This window comes from Mycobacterium colombiense, from assembly GCF_003284975.1.
Taxonomy (GTDB): Bacteria; Actinomycetota; Actinomycetes; order Mycobacteriales; family Mycobacteriaceae; genus Mycobacterium; species Mycobacterium europaeum_A.
Genome location: NZ_QMEU01000004.1, coordinates 111,242 through 128,163 on the forward strand (window position 1 = coordinate 111,242; position 16,922 = coordinate 128,163).

Here is a 16,922-nt window from a genome sequence, read left to right on the forward strand (position 1 = left end):
CATCACCTTATGGCGAGGAGTGCGTACCGCCGGTCGCCGTCAGTTGATCGGGGCGTTCACCAGGCGCAGGTCATCGACGATACCGCGGGCCGCGATCAGGCCCTCACCGGTTTGCCAGATCTCGTCGTTGACGACGTAGACCCGGTTGTCGTGGTTGGCCGACAGCTTGCGCCACGGGTTGCTGTCCAGGATCGTCGCGGCCCGGTCGGCGGCGGCCGGGGTGGCGCAGGACACGTACACCACGTCGGCGTCGGCGACCGAAAGGTCCGGATTCTTCGCCAGGTCCGCGTCGGAGGAGCCGATCTCGATGTAGGGCTGGTCGGTGAACCGCTGCGAGGCGGGCCGGTCGACGCCGACCGCGCCGAGCACGCTGGCCGGGAAGTTGTTGGCGCCGTAGACCCGGATGGTGCCGGCCGTCAGCTGCACGATCGACGCCTGATAGTGGGAGGCGTCGTGGCGCGCGCCGACCTCGGTCGTCCGCTGCGAGAACCCGGTGATCAGCCCGTCCGCCGCGCCGCCGCGGCCGGTGGCGGCTCCGACGGCGCGCAGGTTGTCCCGCCAGGCCGCGCCCGGTGCGGCGGTGAACACCGTCGGGGCGATCGGGGCCAGCTGCGGATACAGCGTCGGGGTCAACGCCTGCGAGCCCAGGATCAGATCGGGGTGGGCGGCCGTGATCGCCTGCACGTCCGGGTGGGAGCGGGTGCCGACACCGGGCACGCCGTGCACCGCGGCGCCCAGATAGGCGGGCTGGCTCGAGGAACCGTCCGGCAGCGCGGCGCCGACCACCCGCGCTTGCAGGCCCAGCGCGCACAGCGTGTCGAGCTGGTCGCCGGAGAGCACCACGATGCGCTGGGGATCGGCGGGCACCTGCACGATGTCCGGGGCGACGCCCGCCGCGTTGCGCGCCTGGCGCTTGGCCGGGCCCGGGTCGGCCTCGGCGGCGTCCCGCGCGCACGACTCGTCGGGCCGGCGGTCGTTTCCGAGCACGCCGGCGCCGGCGATCTGGGTGGTGGGCGTGACGAGCGAACGGGTCGTCTGCCCGGCGGGCGTGTCGGATCCGCAGCCGCCGCAGGCCAGGATGACCGCCGCCGTCGCCGCGGTCAGCTGGACGGGTCTGATCACGCCGAACAACACCCGTCAGACGCTAACATCCGGCCAGCGTGGCGATCGCGAGCGCGGCGGAGCCGGGCGAAGCGGGTCGCCACGATTCGGCCAGGTGGCGATCGCGAGCGCGGCGGAGCCGGGCGAAGCGGGTCGCCACGATCAGCCCCGCGCACAGCCGCGCCGACGGGCGGGCCGCGCCGGTGCGCCGTTTACGACAGTTTGTAGGACCAGCCCTGACGTCGTCATGATCGACGGCTAAGATTCGTCTCAATACCGATTTTTGGGCCAGTGTCCGATCTGGATGTTTGGAGAAGCTGTTGACAGCCGAAGCGCCCCCCTTGGGACAACTCGAGGCCGTTCGTCCGTATCCGGACCGGATGGGCCCCAAAGGGAACCTCGTCTACAAACTGATCACGACGACCGATCACAAGCTGATCGGCATCATGTACACGGTCACCTGCTTCGCCTTCTTCTTCATGGGCGGGCTGATGGCGTTGCTGATGCGCACCGAGCTGGCCGCTCCCGGGCTGCAGTTCCTGTCGAACGAGCAGTTCAACCAGTTGTTCACCATGCACGGCACGATCATGCTGCTGCTCTATGCCACCCCGGTGGTGTTCGGTTTCGCCAACCTGGTGCTGCCGTTGCAGATCGGTGCGCCCGACGTGGCCTTCCCGCGGCTGAACGCCTTCTCGTACTGGCTGTTCCTGTTCGGCGGGCTGATCGCGGCCTCCGGCTTCATCGTCCCGGGTGGGGCCGCCGACTTCGGCTGGACCGCCTACACGCCGCTGTCCGACGCCGTGCACTCGCCCGGCGCCGGGGGAGACCTGTGGATCACCGGCCTGATCGTCGCCGGTCTGGGCACCATCCTGGGCGCGGTCAACATGATCACCACCGTGGTGTGCATGCGCGCGCCCGGCATGACGATGTTCCGGATGCCGATCTTCACCTGGAACATCCTGGTGACCTCGATCCTGATCCTGATCGCCTTCCCGATCCTGACCGCGGCGCTGTTCGGGCTGGCCGCCGACCGACATCTGGGCGCCCATGTCTATGACGCCGCCAACGGCGGAGTCTTGTTGTGGCAACACTTGTTCTGGTTCTTCGGGCACCCCGAGGTGTACATCATCGCGTTGCCGTTCTTCGGCATCGTCACCGAGATCATCCCGGTGTTCTCGCGCAAGCCGGTGTTCGGTTACACCACGCTGGTGTACGCGACCCTGTCGATCGCCGCCCTGTCGGTCGCGGTGTGGGCGCACCACATGTTCGCCACCGGAGCCGTTCTGCTGCCGTTCTTCTCGTTCATGACGTATCTGATCGCGGTGCCGACGGGGATCAAGTTCTTCAACTGGATCGGCACGATGTGGAAGGGGCAGATCACCTTCGAGACGCCGATGCTGTTCTCGGTCGGCTTCCTGATCACCTTCCTGCTGGGTGGTCTGACCGGCGTGATGCTGGCCAGCCCGCCGCTGGACTTCCACGTCACCGACAGCTATTTCGTGGTCGCGCACTTCCACTACGTGTTGTTCGGCACCATCGTGTTCGCCACCTACGCCGGCATCTACTTCTGGTTCCCGAAGATGACCGGCCGGCTGCTCGACGAGCGGCTGGGCAAGCTGCACTTCTGGCTGACGTTCATCGGGTTCCACACCACGTTCCTGGTGCAGCACTGGCTGGGTGACCTGGGCATGCCGCGCCGCTACGCGGACTACCTGCCCAGCGACGGCTTCCAGCCCTACAACGTCGCCTCGACGGTCGGCGCCTTCATCCTGGGCGCGTCGATGTTCCCGTTCGTCTGGAACGTCTTCAAGAGCTGGCGTTACGGCGAGGTCGTCACGGTCGACGACCCGTGGGGGTATGGCAACTCCCTGGAATGGGCGACCAGCTGCCCGCCGCCGCGGCACAACTTCACCGAGCTGCCCCGAATCCGTTCGGAGCGCCCCGCATTCGAGTTGCACTACCCCCACATGGTGGAGCGGCTGCGCGCCGAGGCCCATGTGGGCCGCCATGCCACGGCTCTCGAATCACCGAAGGGCTTCGGCCCACGAACCGAACCCGATCGCTCAACTCCTGCGCAGTAGCGGCGGCTGTCCGCAGTGAACGCACCACCCAACAAGGTGTCGGTGCTGATCACCGTCACCGGCGTGGACCAACCGGGCGTGACGGCGACCCTGTTCGAGGCGCTGTCGCGGCATGGGGTCGAGTTGCTCAACGTCGAACAGGTGGTGATCCGGCACCGCCTGACGCTGGGCGTGCTGGTGTGCTGCCCGGCCGAGGTCGCCGACGGCACGCGCCTTCGCGAGGACGTCGAAACGGCCATCCGCAGCGTGGGGCTCGATGTGACCATCGAGCGCAGCGACGACGTGCCGATCATGCGGGAGCCCTCCAGCCACACCATCTTCGTGCTCGGTCGGCCCATCACCGCCAGTGCGTTCGGCGCGGTGGCTCGCGAGGTGGCCGCCCTCGGCGTCAACATCGACCTGATCCGCGGTGTCTCCGACTATCCGGTGATCGGCCTGGAATTGCGGGTCTCGGTGCCGCCGGGCGCGGACGCCGCGCTGCGGACCGCCCTGAATCGGGTGTCCAGCGAGGAACAGGTCGATGTGGCCGTCGAGGACTACAGCCTGGAACGACGGGCCAAGCGGCTCATCGTGTTCGACGTCGACTCGACGCTGGTGCAGGGCGAGGTGATCGAGATGCTGGCGGCCCGGGCGGGCGCCGAGGGCAAGGTCGCCGCGATCACCGACGCCGCGATGCGCGGCGAGCTGGACTTCGCGCAGTCGCTCGAGCAGCGGGTGGCGACCTTGGCGGGCCTGCCCGCCAGCGTGATCGACGAGGTCGCCGACCAGCTGGAACTGATGCCCGGCGCCCGGACCACGCTGCGCACGTTGCGCCGGCTGGGCTATCACTGCGGCGTGGTCTCCGGGGGATTCCGGCGCATCATCGAGCCGCTGGCACACGAGCTGATGTTGGACTATGTCGCGGCCAACGAGCTCGAAATCGTCGATGGCAAACTCACCGGCCGGGTGGTCGGCCCCATCGTCGACCGGGCCGGGAAGGCCACGGCCCTCAGGGATTTCGCGCAGCAGGCCGGGGTGCCGATGGCGCAGACCGTCGCCGTGGGTGACGGCGCCAACGACATCGACATGCTGGCCGCCGCCGGCATGGGCATCGCGTTCAACGCCAAGCCCGCCCTGCGTGAGGTCGCCGATGCGTCGCTGAGTCACCCCTACCTGGACACCGTGCTGTTCCTATTGGGCGTGACCCGCGGCGAAATCGAGGCCGCCGACGCGATCGACGGCGAGGTCCGCCGGGTGGAAATACCGCCCGGCCCGTAGCGACCCGGCAGGTGTTCGGGCGCCGCAGTACGGCACGATGGTCGGGTGCCCGAAGACGGAAGCCGGAGGTGAATCCCGAGGAGTCGAGAGACTCCGCGGGTCGAGCCGACCAGACGGTGGAGGAAGCCGACCCCGATCTGCTGCTCGATTTCAGGCAGGTATCGCTGAAGCGGGGCGGCAACGTGTTGGTCGGGCCGCTGGACTGGGCGGTCGAACTCGACGAACGCTGGGTGATCGTCGGGCCCAACGGGGCGGGCAAGACCTCGCTGCTGCGGATCGCCGCAGCGGCCGAACATCCCTCGTCCGGCGTCGCTTTCGTGCTCGGTGAGCGGCTGGGCCGGGTCGACGTTACCGAGCTGCGCTCCCGGATCGGGCTGAGCTCCTCGGCCCTGGCGCAGCGGATCCCCACCGACGAGGTGGTGCGCGATCTCGTCGTCTCGGCCGGTTACGCGGTGCTGGGCAGGTGGCGGGAGCGCTACGAGGACGTCGACTACCAACGCGCGATCGACATGCTGGAGAGCCTGGGCGCCGAGCACCTGGCGGCCCGCACCTACGGGACGTTGTCGGAGGGCGAGCGCAAGCGGGTGCTGATCGCGCGCGCGCTGATGACCGACCCCGAGCTGCTGCTGCTCGACGAGCCCGCCGCCGGCCTGGACCTGGGCGGGCGCGAGGAGCTGGTCGCCCGGCTGGCCGACCTGGCCGCCGACCCGGACGCGCCCGCGCTGGTGCTGGTCACCCACCATGTGGAGGAGATACCGCCGGGGTTCAGCCACTGCATGCTGCTCTCGGAGGCTGAGGTTGTCGCCGCGGGCCTGCTGACCGACGTGCTGACCGCCGAGAATCTGTCCACCGCGTTCGGCCAGGCGATCGCCCTCGACGTCGTCGACGGGCGCTATTTCGCCCGGCGGGTCCGGACCCGAGCAGCCCACCGGAGGCCGTTATGACGTCACCCGACGAAGCCCCGCTGATCGCACGGCCGGCCGCCACCGTGATGCTGGTCCGCGACGATCCGGCCGGCTCACAAACCGGGCTAGCGGTTTTCTTGATGCGCAGGCACGCGAAAATGGAATTCGCCGCGGGGACGATGGTGTTCCCCGGCGGCGGTGTGGACGAACGCGACCGAAACGCCGATATCGCGTGGGCCGGCCCGCCGCCGCAATGGTGGGCGCAGCGCTTCGGCATCGAACCCGACCTGGCCGAGGCACTGGTCTGCGCCGCGGCACGCGAGACGTTCGAGGAGTCGGGGGTGCTGTTCGCCGGGCCGGCGGGTCAGGCCGTTTCGGCGCCGAACAGCATCGTCGACGACGCCTCGGTCTACGGCAAGGCCCGCCGCGCGCTGGCCGACGGCACGTTGTCCTTCGCGGACTTCCTGCGCCGGGAGAACCTGGAGCTGCGCTCGGATCTGTTGCGGCCGTGGGCCAACTGGGTCACGCCGGAGGCCGAGCGCACCCGGCGCTACGACACCTACTTCTTCGTGGGCGCCCTGCCGCGGGGGCAGCGTGCCGACGGCGACAACACCGAATCCGACCGGGCGGGCTGGACGACACCGGAGGCCGCGATCGACGACTTCACGGCCGGCCGCAGTTTCTTGCTGCCCCCGACCTGGACGCAGCTGGACTCGCTGGCGGGCCGGACGGTCGCCGAGGTGCTGGCCGTCGAACGCCAGATCGTGCCCGTGCAGCCGCACCTGGAGATCCAGGGCGACAACTGGGTGTTCGAGTTCTTCGACTCCGACCGCTACCACCGGGCGCGGGAAGCGGGTGGCCTGGGGTGGCGGCATTGAGCGAGTTCGTCAGCGTGGTGGTCAGCGACGGCTCCCAAGACGCCGGGCTGGCCATGTTGCTGCTGTCGCGGCCCCCGACGAATGCGATGACCCGCCAGGTGTATCGGGAGGTCGTCGCGGCGGCCGAGGAGCTGGGGCGGCGTGACGACGTCGCCGTGGTGATCCTGTTCGGCGGCCACGAGATCTTCTCCGCCGGCGACGACATGCCCGAGCTGCGGACGCTGCGGGGCGCCGAGGCCGACAGCGTGGCCCGGGTGCGCCAAGAAGCCGTCGACGCCGTCGCGGCGATCCCCAAGCCGACGGTGGCCGCGATCACCGGATACGCGCTGGGCGCCGGTCTCACGCTGGCCCTGGCCGCCGACTGGCGGATCAGCGGGGACAACGTGAAGTTCGGCGCGACCGAAATCCTGGCCGGCCTGGTGCCCGGCGGCGATGCAATGACCCGCCTGACCCGGGCGGCCGGCGCGAGCAAGGCCAAGGAGCTGGTGTTCAGCGGCCGGTTTTTCGACGCCGAAGAGGCGCTGGCGCTGGGCCTCATCGACGAAATGGTGGCGCCCGACGATGTCTATGACGCCGCCGCGCGGTGGGCGCGCCGTTTTCTCGACGGACCGCGGCACGCGCTGGCCGCCGCCAAGGCCGGGATCAACGACGTCTTCGACCTGGGACTGCCCGAGCGGCTCGCCGCCGAACGCCGCCGCTACGTCGAGGTGTTCTCCGCTGGTCAGGGCGGTGGCGATCGGACGGATCCCGGCGGCCGTTAGGCTGCCCTGCATGACCAGTTCGACCGACGCCGTTCCGACGCCCCACGCCACCGCCGAGCAGGTGGAAGCCGCCCGGCACGACAGCAAGCTGGCCCAGGTGCTCTACCACGACTGGGAAGCCGAGACCTACGACGACAAGTGGTCGATCTCCTATGACCAGCGCTGCATCGACTACGCGCGGGGCCGCTTCGACGCCATCGTGCCGGACGAGGTGCTGCGCGAGCTGCCCTACGACCGGGCCCTCGAATTGGGCTGCGGCACCGGGTTTTTCCTGCTCAACCTGATCCAATCCGGGGTGGCCCGGCGCGGATCGGTGACCGACCTGTCGCCGGGCATGGTCAAGGTCGCCACCCGCAACGGGCAGTCCCTGGGCCTCGACATCGACGGCCGGGTCGCCGACGCCGAGGGCATCCCGTACGAGGACAACACCTTCGACCTTGTCGTCGGCCACGCCGTGCTGCACCACATCCCCGACGTGGAGCTGTCGCTGCGCGAGGTGATCCGGGTGCTGCGCCCGGGCGGCCGGTTCGTCTTCGCCGGCGAGCCGACCAGCGCCGGCGACGTCTACGCCCGCGAGCTGTCCACCCTGACCTGGCGCATCGCCACCAACGTCACCAAGCTGCCCGGCCTGGGCAGCTGGCGGCGCCCGCAGGCCGAGCTCGACGAATCCTCCCGCGCCGCGGCCCTGGAGGCCATCGTCGACCTGCACACCTTCACCCCGGGCGACCTGGAGCGGATGGCCGCCAACGCCGGGGCCGCCCAGGTGCGGACCGTCAGCGAGGAGTTCACCGCCGCGATGTTCGGCTGGCCGGTGCGCACCTTCGAGGCGTCGGTGCCGCCCGGGCGGCTGGGCTGGGGCTGGGCGAAGTTCGCCTTCAACGGCTGGAAGACGCTGAGCTGGGTGGACGCCAACGTGTGGCGCCGCGTGGTGCCGAAGGGCTGGTTCTACAACGTGATGGTGACCGGGGTCAAACCCTCCTGAGTGGTGGGCTGCGGTTCAGCGCGGAAGACGTCGGCTACCTGCGGTCGGCCGCGGGTGCCGCGGCGCTGGCGGAGGTCGCCCGACTCGAGCTGACCGACGCCACCCGGGTCGCCGACGTCGACGCCGCCCGCGCCCGATTCGGCGACCGCGCCGCGATCCTGGTGGAGACGGTCCTATTGCGCCGCCGTGCGGGGGACAAGCTCGGCGGCCTGGCGGGGCCGGCGTGGCTGTTCACCGACGAGGCGCTGCAGCAGGCCACCGCGGCACCGGTGGCCTTGCACCGGGCCCAGCGACTGGCCGGCGCCGCCCCCGACCTCGTCGTGCACGACGTGACCTGTTCGATCGGCACCGAGCTCGCCGCTCTGCGGTCCTGCCGGGTCACCGCGGTGGGCAGCGATATCGACCCGGTGCGGCTGGCCATGGCCCGCCACAACGTGGGGGAGGCGGCCCTGATCTGCCGCGCCGACGCCCTGCGCCCGATCACCCGCGACGCCGTGCTCGTCGCCGACCCGGCCCGGCGCGTCGCGGGCCGGCGCCGGTTGCGCATCGACGACTACCGGCCCGACCTGGGCTCGCTGCTCGACACCTGCCGCGACCGGCACTTCGTCGTAAAGTGCGCTCCCGGAATCGATTTCGATGAGGTGCGGCGCCTTGGCTTCGGCGGCGAGATCGAGGTGACGTCGTATCGGGGTTCGGTCCGGGAAGCCTGCCTGTGGTCGGCCGGGCTCGCGCGGCCCGGCGTGGGCCGGCGGGCCAACATGCTGGACCGCGGCGAGCAGCTCACCGACACCGATCCCGACGACTGCGGTGTGCGGCCGGCCGGTCGCTGGATCGTCGACCCGGACGGCGCCGTGGTGCGGGCCGGGCTGGTGCGCCACTACGGCGCACGGCACGGACTGTGGCAGCTCGACCCCGACATCGCCTACCTCTCCGGTGACCGGCTACCGGCCGCCGACCGCGGGTTCGAGGTGCTCGAACAGCTGGTCTTCGACGAGCGCCGCCTGCGCCAGGCGCTGTCGGCGCGCGACTGCGGCTCGCTCGAGGTGCTGGTGCGCGGGATGCGCGTCGACCCGGACGCGCTGCGCAAACGGATGCGGCTGCGCGGGAGCCGCGCGCTGTCGGTGGTCATCGCCCGCATCGGCGCCCGGACCGCCAGCCGGGCGATGGCATTCGTTTGCCGGCCCTCCCGATAGCTCCGGGTACGCTGGCGGCGTCACTGCTCCGGATCACCGGCCCTGGCCACTCTGCGAGGACGATTCCACGATGCGTTATCCGATAGCCGCTGCGCTGCTGGCGGCGGCGGTCCTGTCGGGCTGCCCGGCCGCGGCCGAGCCGCCGTCGTGTGCCGGTTTGGGCGGCAGCGTCGGGGCCGGCCAACTGTGCCATCTGCACGCGACCGGCCCCAACTACACGCTCAACATGACCTTCCCCGCCGACTACCCGGACGAGCAGGCGCTGACCGACTACATCACCCAGAACCGGGACGGCTTCGTCGCCGTCGCGCAGAGTTCCGGTGGCCGCGACCAGCCCTACCAGCTGGAGGCCACCACCGAACAGCACAGCGCCGGGCAGCCGCCGCACAACACCCGCAGCGTGGTGCTCAAGTTCTTCCAGGACGTCGGGGGATCGCACTCGTCGATCTGGTACAAGGCCTTCAACTTCAACCTGGGCACCAAGCAGCCGCTGACCTTCGACAACCTGTTCCCACCGAATACCACGCCGCTGGACGCCATCTTCCCGATCGTGCAGCGCGACCTGGAACGCCAAACCCCGTTGGGCGCCGCCATTTTGCCGTCGACCGGGCATGACCCGACGCACTACCAGAACTTCGCCATCACCGACGATCAGCTGATCTTCTACTTCGCCCCCGGCGAGATGCTGCCGGCGTTCGGCGGGCCGCTGCAGGCCCAGGTGCCGCGCAACGCCATCGGGCCGCTGGCGATCTAGACCGGGCCGGCCTGCAACTCCATCGCGACGGCGCCGACCGCCAGCGCCACCTGCGCGAGGCACCCGACGATCGGGACGAAAAACGCCCGCTGCCGGCGCACCAGCAGGTACACCGCGACCACGATGTCGATGAGCAACAGGGCCGCGCCGCCCCAGGTGGCCAGGTTCATGGCACGGTCGATCCAGGCGGAATCGCCGCACTGCCGGGAGCCGCACGCATCGGTGGTCATCACCAGCAGGCCCAGCAGCGCGAAGGTCGCGCCGTAGAGGCCGGCGTGGATGACCAGCAAGATGACCGTCGCCACGATGTCGGCGGTGTTGCTGCGGCCGCTTCCTGCGGTACTTGTGGTGGCGGCGCCGTGCGCCGCGGGCTCGTCGATCGGCACTACAGCAGTATGTCCCGGTCAGGCCGGCGCAAAACCGTAAACCTGGCCGTCGCTGGTGGCGGTCACCACCCGGCGATCGGTGCCGACCGAGACCCCGACGGGATACCCGGTCGCCGCGGGCAGCGCAGAGCTGTTCAGCGTGCGCCCGCTGCCCGGATCGAATACCAGCAGCGACATGCCGGGGGCGCCGTTCGCCGGTGGGCCGCTGACCACCGCGTAGCCGACGCCGCCGGCCAGGCTCGACGTCGACAGGGGGAACACGTCGTCGCGGCGCCACGCCTGGTCGGCGTGATCACCGGCGTCCCTGAACGCCGCCAGCCGGGTGTCGGGCCCGCCGCCCGCCACGATCAGCCCCTGCGGGGTGACCGCGGGCGGCGTCTGCGCCAGGAAGCCCAGCGGCGCCGACCATTTCACCTTCGCGTCGGCGGTGCGCAGCGCCCACAGCCGTTGGTCGCGGCCGTTGACGTAGACGGTCGATCCGTCGGCCGACAGCACCGGGCTGGCGATGACGCCGGCGCCGACGGCGTCGCTGGTCCACTCGCGGGTCAGGAGCGGCGTCTGCCCGGGGTGGTACTTCAGCCCCACCAGACCCGCGGCCGGGGCGCCGGGCTGCCACACCCCGAGCACCACCATCCCGTTGGCCGGCGAGAAGGCGGGCGCGGCCGCGACGGGACAGCCCTGGCGGGCCGGGACGCAGTCGGCAAGCCCGCGCGCGGCGTCGGTGGGGTCGACGCCGTCGACGAGATCGAGCGGGCTCCCGGTCACCTGGCCGCGATGGGAGTCGAAGACCAGCACCTGCCCCAGGTGGGTCGTGACGAGCAGCTCGCCCTGCCCGAGGAACCGCGGCGTGGTGGGCATGCCGATCACCGGCTGGCGCCACCGCGTCCACTGGGTGACCGGAAAGGACAGCATGGCCCCGGGCTGGCCGACATAGGCGTTGTCGAAACCGTCGAGCAGCGGGCCGCCGAAACCCCCACCCTGGGCGAGCCGCACACACCAGCGCTGCCGCCCGTTGTCGTTGTTCTCCCACTCCATCAGCGAACATCCCGCCGAGGTCTGGGCGTTGAGGACCAGATAGCCGCGCGCGCTGAGCGCCGGTCCGGCGGCCAGGCTTCCCTTCACCGACCGCGTCCATTGCAGCGACAGCTTGGTGGCCCCGCCGACGGTGGTGTAGCTGCTGTTGGCGGCGTCGGCGTACTGGGCCGGCCAACCTTGCGCGGCCGCCGCGTCCACCCACGAGTCGGTGTTGCCGCAGGCGCCGAGCGGCACCGCGAGCACGGCCGCCAGCGCCACGGATGAACAACGTCGGAGCCCACTGACGAGTCGTCGGGCAAGCACGTCGGTTTCCAAGTCCTTCCGCAGGGGCGTTCGGCGGGTGCGGCGATCGAGTACACGTGAGGGTAGCGCTTGGCCTCTCGACTAGGCTTTCCGGCCATGACATCCATGTGGGGTGCCCCGGTCCATCGTCGCTGGCGTGGATCAAATCTGCGCGACCCGCGCCAGGCCAAGTTCCTCACGTTGGCCTCGCTGAAATGGGTGCTGCGCAACCGCGCATACACCCCGTGGTACCTGGTGCGCTACTGGCGGCTGCTGAAGTTCAAGCTGGCCAACCCGCACATCATCACCCGCGGCATGGTGTTTCTGGGCAAGGGCGTCGAGATCCACGCCACGCCCGAGCTCGCGCAGCTCGAGATCGGCCGCTGGGTGCACATCGGCGACAAGAACACCATCCGCGCGCACGAGGGCTCGCTGCGGTTCGGTGACAAGGTGGTGCTGGGTCGCGACAACGTGATCAACGCCTACCTCGACATCGAGCTCGGCGACTCGGTGTTGATGGCCGACTGGTGCTACGTCTGCGATTTCGACCACCGCATGGACAACATCGACCTGCCGATCAAGGACCAGGGCATCGTCAAGTCCCCGGTCCGGATCGGTCCGGACACCTGGGTGGGCGTCAAGGTATCGGTGCTGCGCGGCACGTCCGTCGGGCGTGGTTGCGTGCTCGGGTCTCACGCGGTGGTCCGCGGGGTGATCCCGGACTACTCGATCGCGGTCGGCGCGCCGGCCAAGGTGGTGAAGAACCGCCAGCTCGCCTGGGAGAGCTCGGCCGCCCAGCGCGCCGAACTGGCGGCCGCGCTGGCCGACATCGAGCGCAAGAAGGCGTCCCGCTAGCCGGCGGCCTGCGGCTGCTCGTCGACCTTGAAGTGGAAGTTGACGTCGCCGGCGTCGACATCGGTCACGGTCACCAGCACGCCGTATCTGTCGGCGCCGTCGGTGAGCTGACACCGTAACGTCGCGCCCGCAACGCCTTTGAGGTTGTCGGGGCAGGTCACCGCGTCCGGTTTGCGGCCGACCTGCTGGCCCACCTGGGTGCTGATCGCGCCGGCGACCTGGTTCTTGTCGACGGTCTCGACCATGTCGAACTTGACGTCGCTGCCGTTGACGCTGGTCACCGTGACGTTGACGTTGAACGGTCGCTCCTTGACCTTCATGTCGCAGTTGATCTGCGCGCCGACCTTCGCGGGCAGATCGCTGGGGCAGTTCACCGACTCCGGTTTGTTGCCCGCGGCATCGGTCATTTTGGCGGTGATCTGGCCGGCGACATCGCTCTTGCTCACCGAGTGCGAGGTGCCGATGGAACACGAACAGGCGCCGACGCCCGCGGCCAGTCCGGCCGCCGCGCCCGAGATCAGCAGTGCCCGGATGATGAAGCTGGTCATTGTCGCCTCCCGAATGGCTTGCCCACGCTGAATTGGCTGATCGTGGCACGCTCAGCGGTTTCGGGCGGACGATTCAGCAAACGGGTGTCGGCGGGCTCGGCCGTTGCTGCGCCGGTGACCCACCAAAGGCCACTCGTGTCACAGCGGTAACGTCTGCGCACCATAATCCGCTTTTCGATTCCGCCGGCGCGGGTGCTAGCACATGGCGGAAGGTGCGCATCAGTTCGCGGAGCCGGCGGGAGCGCCTCGGCGGCGAATCGCGCTCAGATGTTCTGGTAGCGCCGCAGCGCCTCGGCGCGCTCCGCGGCGTGGTCGACTATCGGCTCGGGATAGCCGTCGGGACGCTGACCCTTGCGCAGGTGCACGTCGTCGGCCGAACGCAGCTCCGGGACCCAGCGCCGGATGTAGTCGCCCGACGGGTCGAACTTCTCACCCTGGGTGATCGGGTTGAACACCCGGAAGTAGGGCGCGGCGTCGGTGCCGCAGCCCGCACACCACTGCCAGCCGTGCTGGTTGTTCGCCATGTCACCGTCGACCAGCTGGTCCAGGAACCATTCGGCCCCCCATTGCCACGGCAGGTGCAGGTCCTTGACCAGAAACGAGGCCACGGCCATGCGCACCCGGTTGTGCATGAATCCGGTGTCGCGCAGCTGGCGCATGCCGGCATCCACGAACGGAAAGCCCGTCTCGCCGGCTTTCCATGCCTCGAAGCGGCGGGTCGCCTGCGCGCCGGTGTCGGTCTGGATGCCGTCGAAATCGCTGTTCCAGTTCCGCCAGGCGCTGGCCGGCCAGTGGTGCAGCACATCGGCATAGAAGTCGCGAAAAGCCAACTCCCGCAAGAAGGCCTGCGCCCCGCCGCTTCGCGCGTCCAGGTCGGCGACCAGGGTGCGCGGATGAATGGCGCCGAATTTCAGGTGCGCCGACATGCGGCTGGTCCCGGTCAGGTCGGGCCTGTTGCGGTCCTCGGCGTAGCTCTGTAAGCCGTTGTCGACGAACGACTTCCACTGTTTGCGTGCCGCCGCCTCGCCGGCGGCCACTTCGAGGGCGGGACCGGGATCGGGGAGGTCGCACTGCTTGATGGGCAGTTTCGCCGGATCCAGCCAGCGCGCGGACGTCGCGTTCGACTTCGCCGGTTCCCGCCAGCCGGTCTTGCGCCACTGGCGCAGAAACGGGGTGAACACTTTGTAGGGCGAGCCATCGGGTTTGGTGACGCGGCCGGGTGAGACGAGATACGGCGACCCCGTCGCCACCAGCGGCACCGGACCCAGCGCCGCGCGCACCCGCTCGTCGCGGCGCGTGCCGAACGGCGCGAAGTCTTCGGAGACGTGCACCGACGACGCCCCGATTTCCTCGACGATGTGGGGAATCTGCGTGTGGGGCTGCCCGCGGGTGACCAGCAGCCGGCCGTCGAGATCGTCGCGCAGCCGGCGCAGCGAGTCACCGAGGTACTGCAGTCGGCGTTGCCCCGAGGACTGTTCCAGGCGCGGGTCCAGCACGAAGCAGGCGAGCACCTCGTCGTTCTCCGCCGCGGCGAGCAGCGCCGGATGATCGTGTAACCGCAGATCGCGGCGAAACCACAGCAGTGCCGGCATGATCTACCCGTTGAGTCGCCAGATGTGGGTGGACAAAACGGTCGCGAAGCCGCACCACAAGGGGTAGGGCAGCAACGCCAGCGCGCCGCGCGGCGTGGCTTGTGCCGTGCGCCTGACCAGATCGGCGCTACTGGCCGTCAGCGCCACCGCCCCGATCGCGGCGGCCCCGAGTTTGTGGTACCGGAAGAACAGCCAGCTCCATCCGGCGTTCAGGACCAGGTTCACCGTGAGCGCCGCCGCGTAGGCGCGGGCCTTGTCGTGCTGCCCGGTTGCCTTCAGACGGTCGAGGGTCGCCGCCGACGTGACCGCGATGTCCCCGTAGAGCGTGGTCCACGCCGCGGGGAAGGCGGCACGGGGCGGCTGGTAGGCGGGCTTGCGAAGCCGCGAGTACCACCGGGACATGGCGTCGCGGCTGGCGACGCTGCCGGTTGCAGCGGTTGCGGCCACGGCCAGGCTGGTCGCGGCCAGTATCGACCTGTTCACGGCGTGCTCCGTTCTTGTTGTTTCCGGTCCGCTTGTTGCTCAACGGGTTTGGCGTGTACTGGATGGTTCGGCCACCAGATCCGGTCGCCGATGAGGGCGAACAACGCTGGAATGACCAGCGTGCGCACCACGAAGGTGTCGAGCAGGATGCCCAGGCCGACGATGATGCCCAGCTGGGTCAATACGATCAGCGGCAACACCCCGAGCACGCAGAACACGGCGGCCAAAACGATTCCGGCGCTGGTGATCACGCCACCGGTAGCCGATACCGCGCGCACCATCGGAGCGTGGGCGCCGGGCCGGGCGGCTTCCTCGCGGGCCCGGGTGACCAGGAAGATCGTGTAGTCAACCCCGAGGGCGGCCAAGAACAAGAAGGCGAACAGCGGGGTGGTGTTGTCCAGCGCCGGGAACCCGAAGACGTGCAGGCTCGCCCACCCGCCCATGCCCAGCGCGGCCAGCGCGCCCAGTATCGTCGCGGCCAGCAGTGTCGGTGGCGCGAGGGCCGAGCGCAGCACCACGTACAGCACGACCAGGATGACGGCCAGGATCGCCGGGATCAGCAGCCGCCGGTCATGCGTGGCCGCATCACGCACGTCGAGGGCCTGCGCGTCGGGCCCACCCACCAACGCTGCGGGGTCCACCGCCCGCGCTGAATTCCGCAGTGCCGCAACGTCATTGAAGGCTTGATTCGACGAAGGCGGCACGTCGATCACCACCGACCACTTCGTCAGCCCGGACTCCGATCGGCCGGACTCGGTGACCGAGACGACGCCGGGGGTGGAGGTGATTGCCCGCCGCAGCCCGGAGGCGTGATCCGTGCGTCCGATGACCAGCGTCGGGTTAGTCAGGCCAGCCGGAAAGTGTTGGGCCACAACCTGGTACCCGACCACGGAGTCGGCGCGCACGCGGAACTGTTCGGTCTGCGTCAGGCCGATCCGGGTTCCCAGCAGGCCGGTGCCCAGGACCGCCAGCGCCGCGACCGCGACCGCCGCCACCAGTGCGGGGCGCCGGTTTACCCATTCCGCGACGCGAAGCCACGCGCCGGAGCCGAGGGTGTCGCCGTCGTCCGCGCGCGGAATGAATGGCCAGAACAATCGTCGCCCGCAGACGGCCAGCAGCGGGGGGAGGATCACCAGCACCGAAATCGCCGCGACGACAAGGCCGCACGCCGCGAGCGCGCCGAGGCTGCGGGTGCTCGGGGTGGACGCGAACAGCAGGGTGAGCAACGCCAATACCACGGTGGCGTTGCTGGCGACGATGGCCGGCCCCGCCCTGCGCACGGCCTCGCGCAGGGCCGCGCGGTGCGCGGAATGGCGGTGCAGCTCTTGTCGATACCGGGAGATCAGCAGCAGCGCGTAATTGGTGCCGGCGCCGAAAACCAGCACGCTGGTGATCCCGGAAGTGGCGCCGTCGAAACTCAATCCCGTCAGCGATGCGACCGCCGTGCCGAGCGCCGCGGCCACCCGATCGGCGAATCCGACGACGAGCAGCGGGACCAGCCACAGCACCGGGGAGCGGTAGGTGGCGATCAGCAGCAGCGCCACCACCGATGTAGTCACCGCGAGCAGGGTGATGTTGGCGCCCGTGAACGCGCCGGCGATGTCCGCCCCGAAGGCGGGGCCGCCGGTCACATGCACCTGCAGCTGTGCGGGCAGGCCGGTGGCCGCGGCCGTTCGCAGGGTGGTGACGGCGTGAGCGAGGACGAGACCGGACACCTCGGCGTCGATCGGAACCACCGCGAGGGCAGCCCTGCCGTCGCTCGACGGCAGCAGCGGGGTCGCCGCCGCATTCGCGCCGGGCCGCGCGGCCGCCGGCGGCTGCGCGAGCGC

The 16,922-nt window shown here is 70.0% G+C and carries 16 protein-coding genes and 1 pseudogene; 10 read left to right on the forward strand and 7 right to left on the reverse strand.

The genetic code is table 11. The features are described 5' to 3' along the window. Positions 1–39: 39 nt before the first annotated feature. A complete protein-coding gene (locus tag DQP58_RS03095) occupies positions 40–1,134 on the reverse strand; it encodes an iron-siderophore ABC transporter substrate-binding protein (protein ID WP_112707031.1) in 1,095 nt (364 codons plus the stop codon). A 20-nt stretch (positions 1,135–1,154) separates the two neighbouring features. Here DQP58_RS03095 and DQP58_RS27540 point away from each other — a divergent pair. From DQP58_RS27540 to DQP58_RS03135, 9 genes and pseudogenes are all read left to right on the forward strand, one after another. Beyond that, positions 1,155–1,261: pseudogene (locus tag DQP58_RS27540) on the forward strand (hypothetical protein); the annotation flags it as partial. A gap of 160 nt (positions 1,262–1,421) precedes the next feature. Then, entirely contained in the window at positions 1,422–3,182 is a 1,761-nt protein-coding gene (ctaD, locus tag DQP58_RS03100; RefSeq protein WP_165827781.1) for an aa3-type cytochrome oxidase subunit I, read from the forward strand. A gap of 15 nt (positions 3,183–3,197) precedes the next feature. Next, positions 3,198–4,439: a phosphoserine phosphatase SerB gene (serB, locus tag DQP58_RS03105; protein ID WP_112707033.1), complete on the forward strand. Its 1,242-nt coding sequence runs from the start codon at positions 3,198–3,200 to the stop codon at positions 4,437–4,439. 116 nt (positions 4,440–4,555) lie between these two features. Further along, positions 4,556–5,383: an ABC transporter ATP-binding protein gene (locus DQP58_RS03110; protein WP_112707034.1), complete on the forward strand. Its 828-nt coding sequence runs from the start codon at positions 4,556–4,558 to the stop codon at positions 5,381–5,383. Next, complete coding sequence (locus DQP58_RS03115; protein WP_112707035.1) at positions 5,380–6,222, forward strand: NUDIX hydrolase; 843 nt, start codon at positions 5,380–5,382, stop codon at positions 6,220–6,222. Before DQP58_RS03110 ends, DQP58_RS03115 begins: the two co-directional genes overlap by 4 nt. After that, entirely contained in the window at positions 6,219–6,983 is a 765-nt protein-coding gene (locus DQP58_RS03120; protein ID WP_112707057.1) for an enoyl-CoA hydratase, read from the forward strand. Before DQP58_RS03115 ends, DQP58_RS03120 begins: the two co-directional genes overlap by 4 nt. A gap of 10 nt (positions 6,984–6,993) precedes the next feature. Beyond that, positions 6,994–7,965 carry a class I SAM-dependent methyltransferase gene (locus DQP58_RS03125; protein ID WP_112707036.1) on the forward strand — a complete coding sequence of 324 codons (972 nt, stop codon included), beginning with the start codon at positions 6,994–6,996 and terminating at the stop codon, positions 7,963–7,965. Next, entirely contained in the window at positions 7,923–9,158 is a 1,236-nt protein-coding gene (locus DQP58_RS03130; protein WP_240629552.1) for a class I SAM-dependent methyltransferase, read from the forward strand. Before DQP58_RS03125 ends, DQP58_RS03130 begins: the two co-directional genes overlap by 43 nt. Before the next feature lie 70 nt (positions 9,159–9,228). Further along, positions 9,229–9,912 carry an esterase gene (locus DQP58_RS03135; RefSeq protein WP_112707037.1) on the forward strand — a complete coding sequence of 228 codons (684 nt, stop codon included), beginning with the start codon at positions 9,229–9,231 and terminating at the stop codon, positions 9,910–9,912. On the opposite strand, the gene DQP58_RS03140 is transcribed toward DQP58_RS03135, so the two are convergent. Together DQP58_RS03140 and DQP58_RS03145 are read right to left on the reverse strand one after the other, a co-directional pair. Then, entirely contained in the window at positions 9,909–10,298 is a 390-nt protein-coding gene (locus DQP58_RS03140; RefSeq protein WP_112707038.1) for a DUF6264 family protein, read from the reverse strand. The genes DQP58_RS03135 and DQP58_RS03140 overlap by 4 nt on opposite strands. An 18-nt stretch (positions 10,299–10,316) precedes the next feature. Then, entirely contained in the window at positions 10,317–11,591 is a 1,275-nt protein-coding gene (locus DQP58_RS03145) for a PQQ-binding-like beta-propeller repeat protein (protein ID WP_205869321.1), read from the reverse strand. A gap of 141 nt (positions 11,592–11,732) precedes the next feature. Here DQP58_RS03145 and DQP58_RS03150 point away from each other — a divergent pair, with 141 nt between their 5' ends. Then, positions 11,733–12,470, forward strand: coding sequence for an acyltransferase (locus DQP58_RS03150; RefSeq protein ID WP_112707040.1), 738 nt, complete (start codon positions 11,733–11,735; stop codon positions 12,468–12,470). Here DQP58_RS03150 and DQP58_RS03155 read toward each other — a convergent pair. The 4 genes from DQP58_RS03155 to DQP58_RS03170 all read right to left on the reverse strand — a co-directional run. Further along, positions 12,467–13,018, reverse strand: a complete 552-nt coding sequence (locus DQP58_RS03155) for a DUF4333 domain-containing protein (protein ID WP_112707041.1) — start codon at positions 13,016–13,018, stop codon at positions 12,467–12,469. The genes DQP58_RS03150 and DQP58_RS03155 overlap by 4 nt on opposite strands. 263 nt (positions 13,019–13,281) lie before the next feature. After that, the gene (locus tag DQP58_RS03160; protein ID WP_112707042.1) at positions 13,282–14,610 is read right to left on the reverse strand and encodes a cryptochrome/photolyase family protein; all 1,329 of its coding nucleotides are present in this window, start codon (positions 14,608–14,610) and stop codon (positions 13,282–13,284) included. A 3-nt stretch (positions 14,611–14,613) separates the two neighbouring features. Next, positions 14,614–15,093, reverse strand: a complete 480-nt coding sequence (locus DQP58_RS03165; RefSeq protein ID WP_112707043.1) for a TspO/MBR family protein — start codon at positions 15,091–15,093, stop codon at positions 14,614–14,616. Continuing rightward, positions 15,090–16,922 (reverse strand): MMPL family transporter (locus DQP58_RS03170; RefSeq protein ID WP_112707044.1); only part of this gene is annotated, 1,833 nt, incomplete at its 5' end. The genes DQP58_RS03165 and DQP58_RS03170, both read right to left, overlap by 4 nt.

Bases quoted from the DNA above. Each gene is read 5' to 3' on its own strand.
- DQP58_RS03115 (WP_112707035.1), top strand. From the start codon at position 5,380: ATGACGTCACCCGACGAAGCCCCGCTGATCGCACGGCCGGCCGCCACC.
- DQP58_RS03125 (WP_112707036.1), top strand. From the start codon at position 6,994: ATGACCAGTTCGACCGACGCCGTTCCGACGCCCCACGCCACCGCCGAG.
- DQP58_RS03135 (WP_112707037.1), top strand. From the start codon at position 9,229: ATGCGTTATCCGATAGCCGCTGCGCTGCTGGCGGCGGCGGTCCTGTCG.
- DQP58_RS03150 (WP_112707040.1), top strand. From the start codon at position 11,733: ATGACATCCATGTGGGGTGCCCCGGTCCATCGTCGCTGGCGTGGATCA.
- DQP58_RS03155 (WP_112707041.1), bottom strand. From the start codon at position 13,018: ATGACCAGCTTCATCATCCGGGCACTGCTGATCTCGGGCGCGGCGGCC.
- DQP58_RS03160 (WP_112707042.1), bottom strand. From the start codon at position 14,610: ATGCCGGCACTGCTGTGGTTTCGCCGCGATCTGCGGTTACACGATCAT.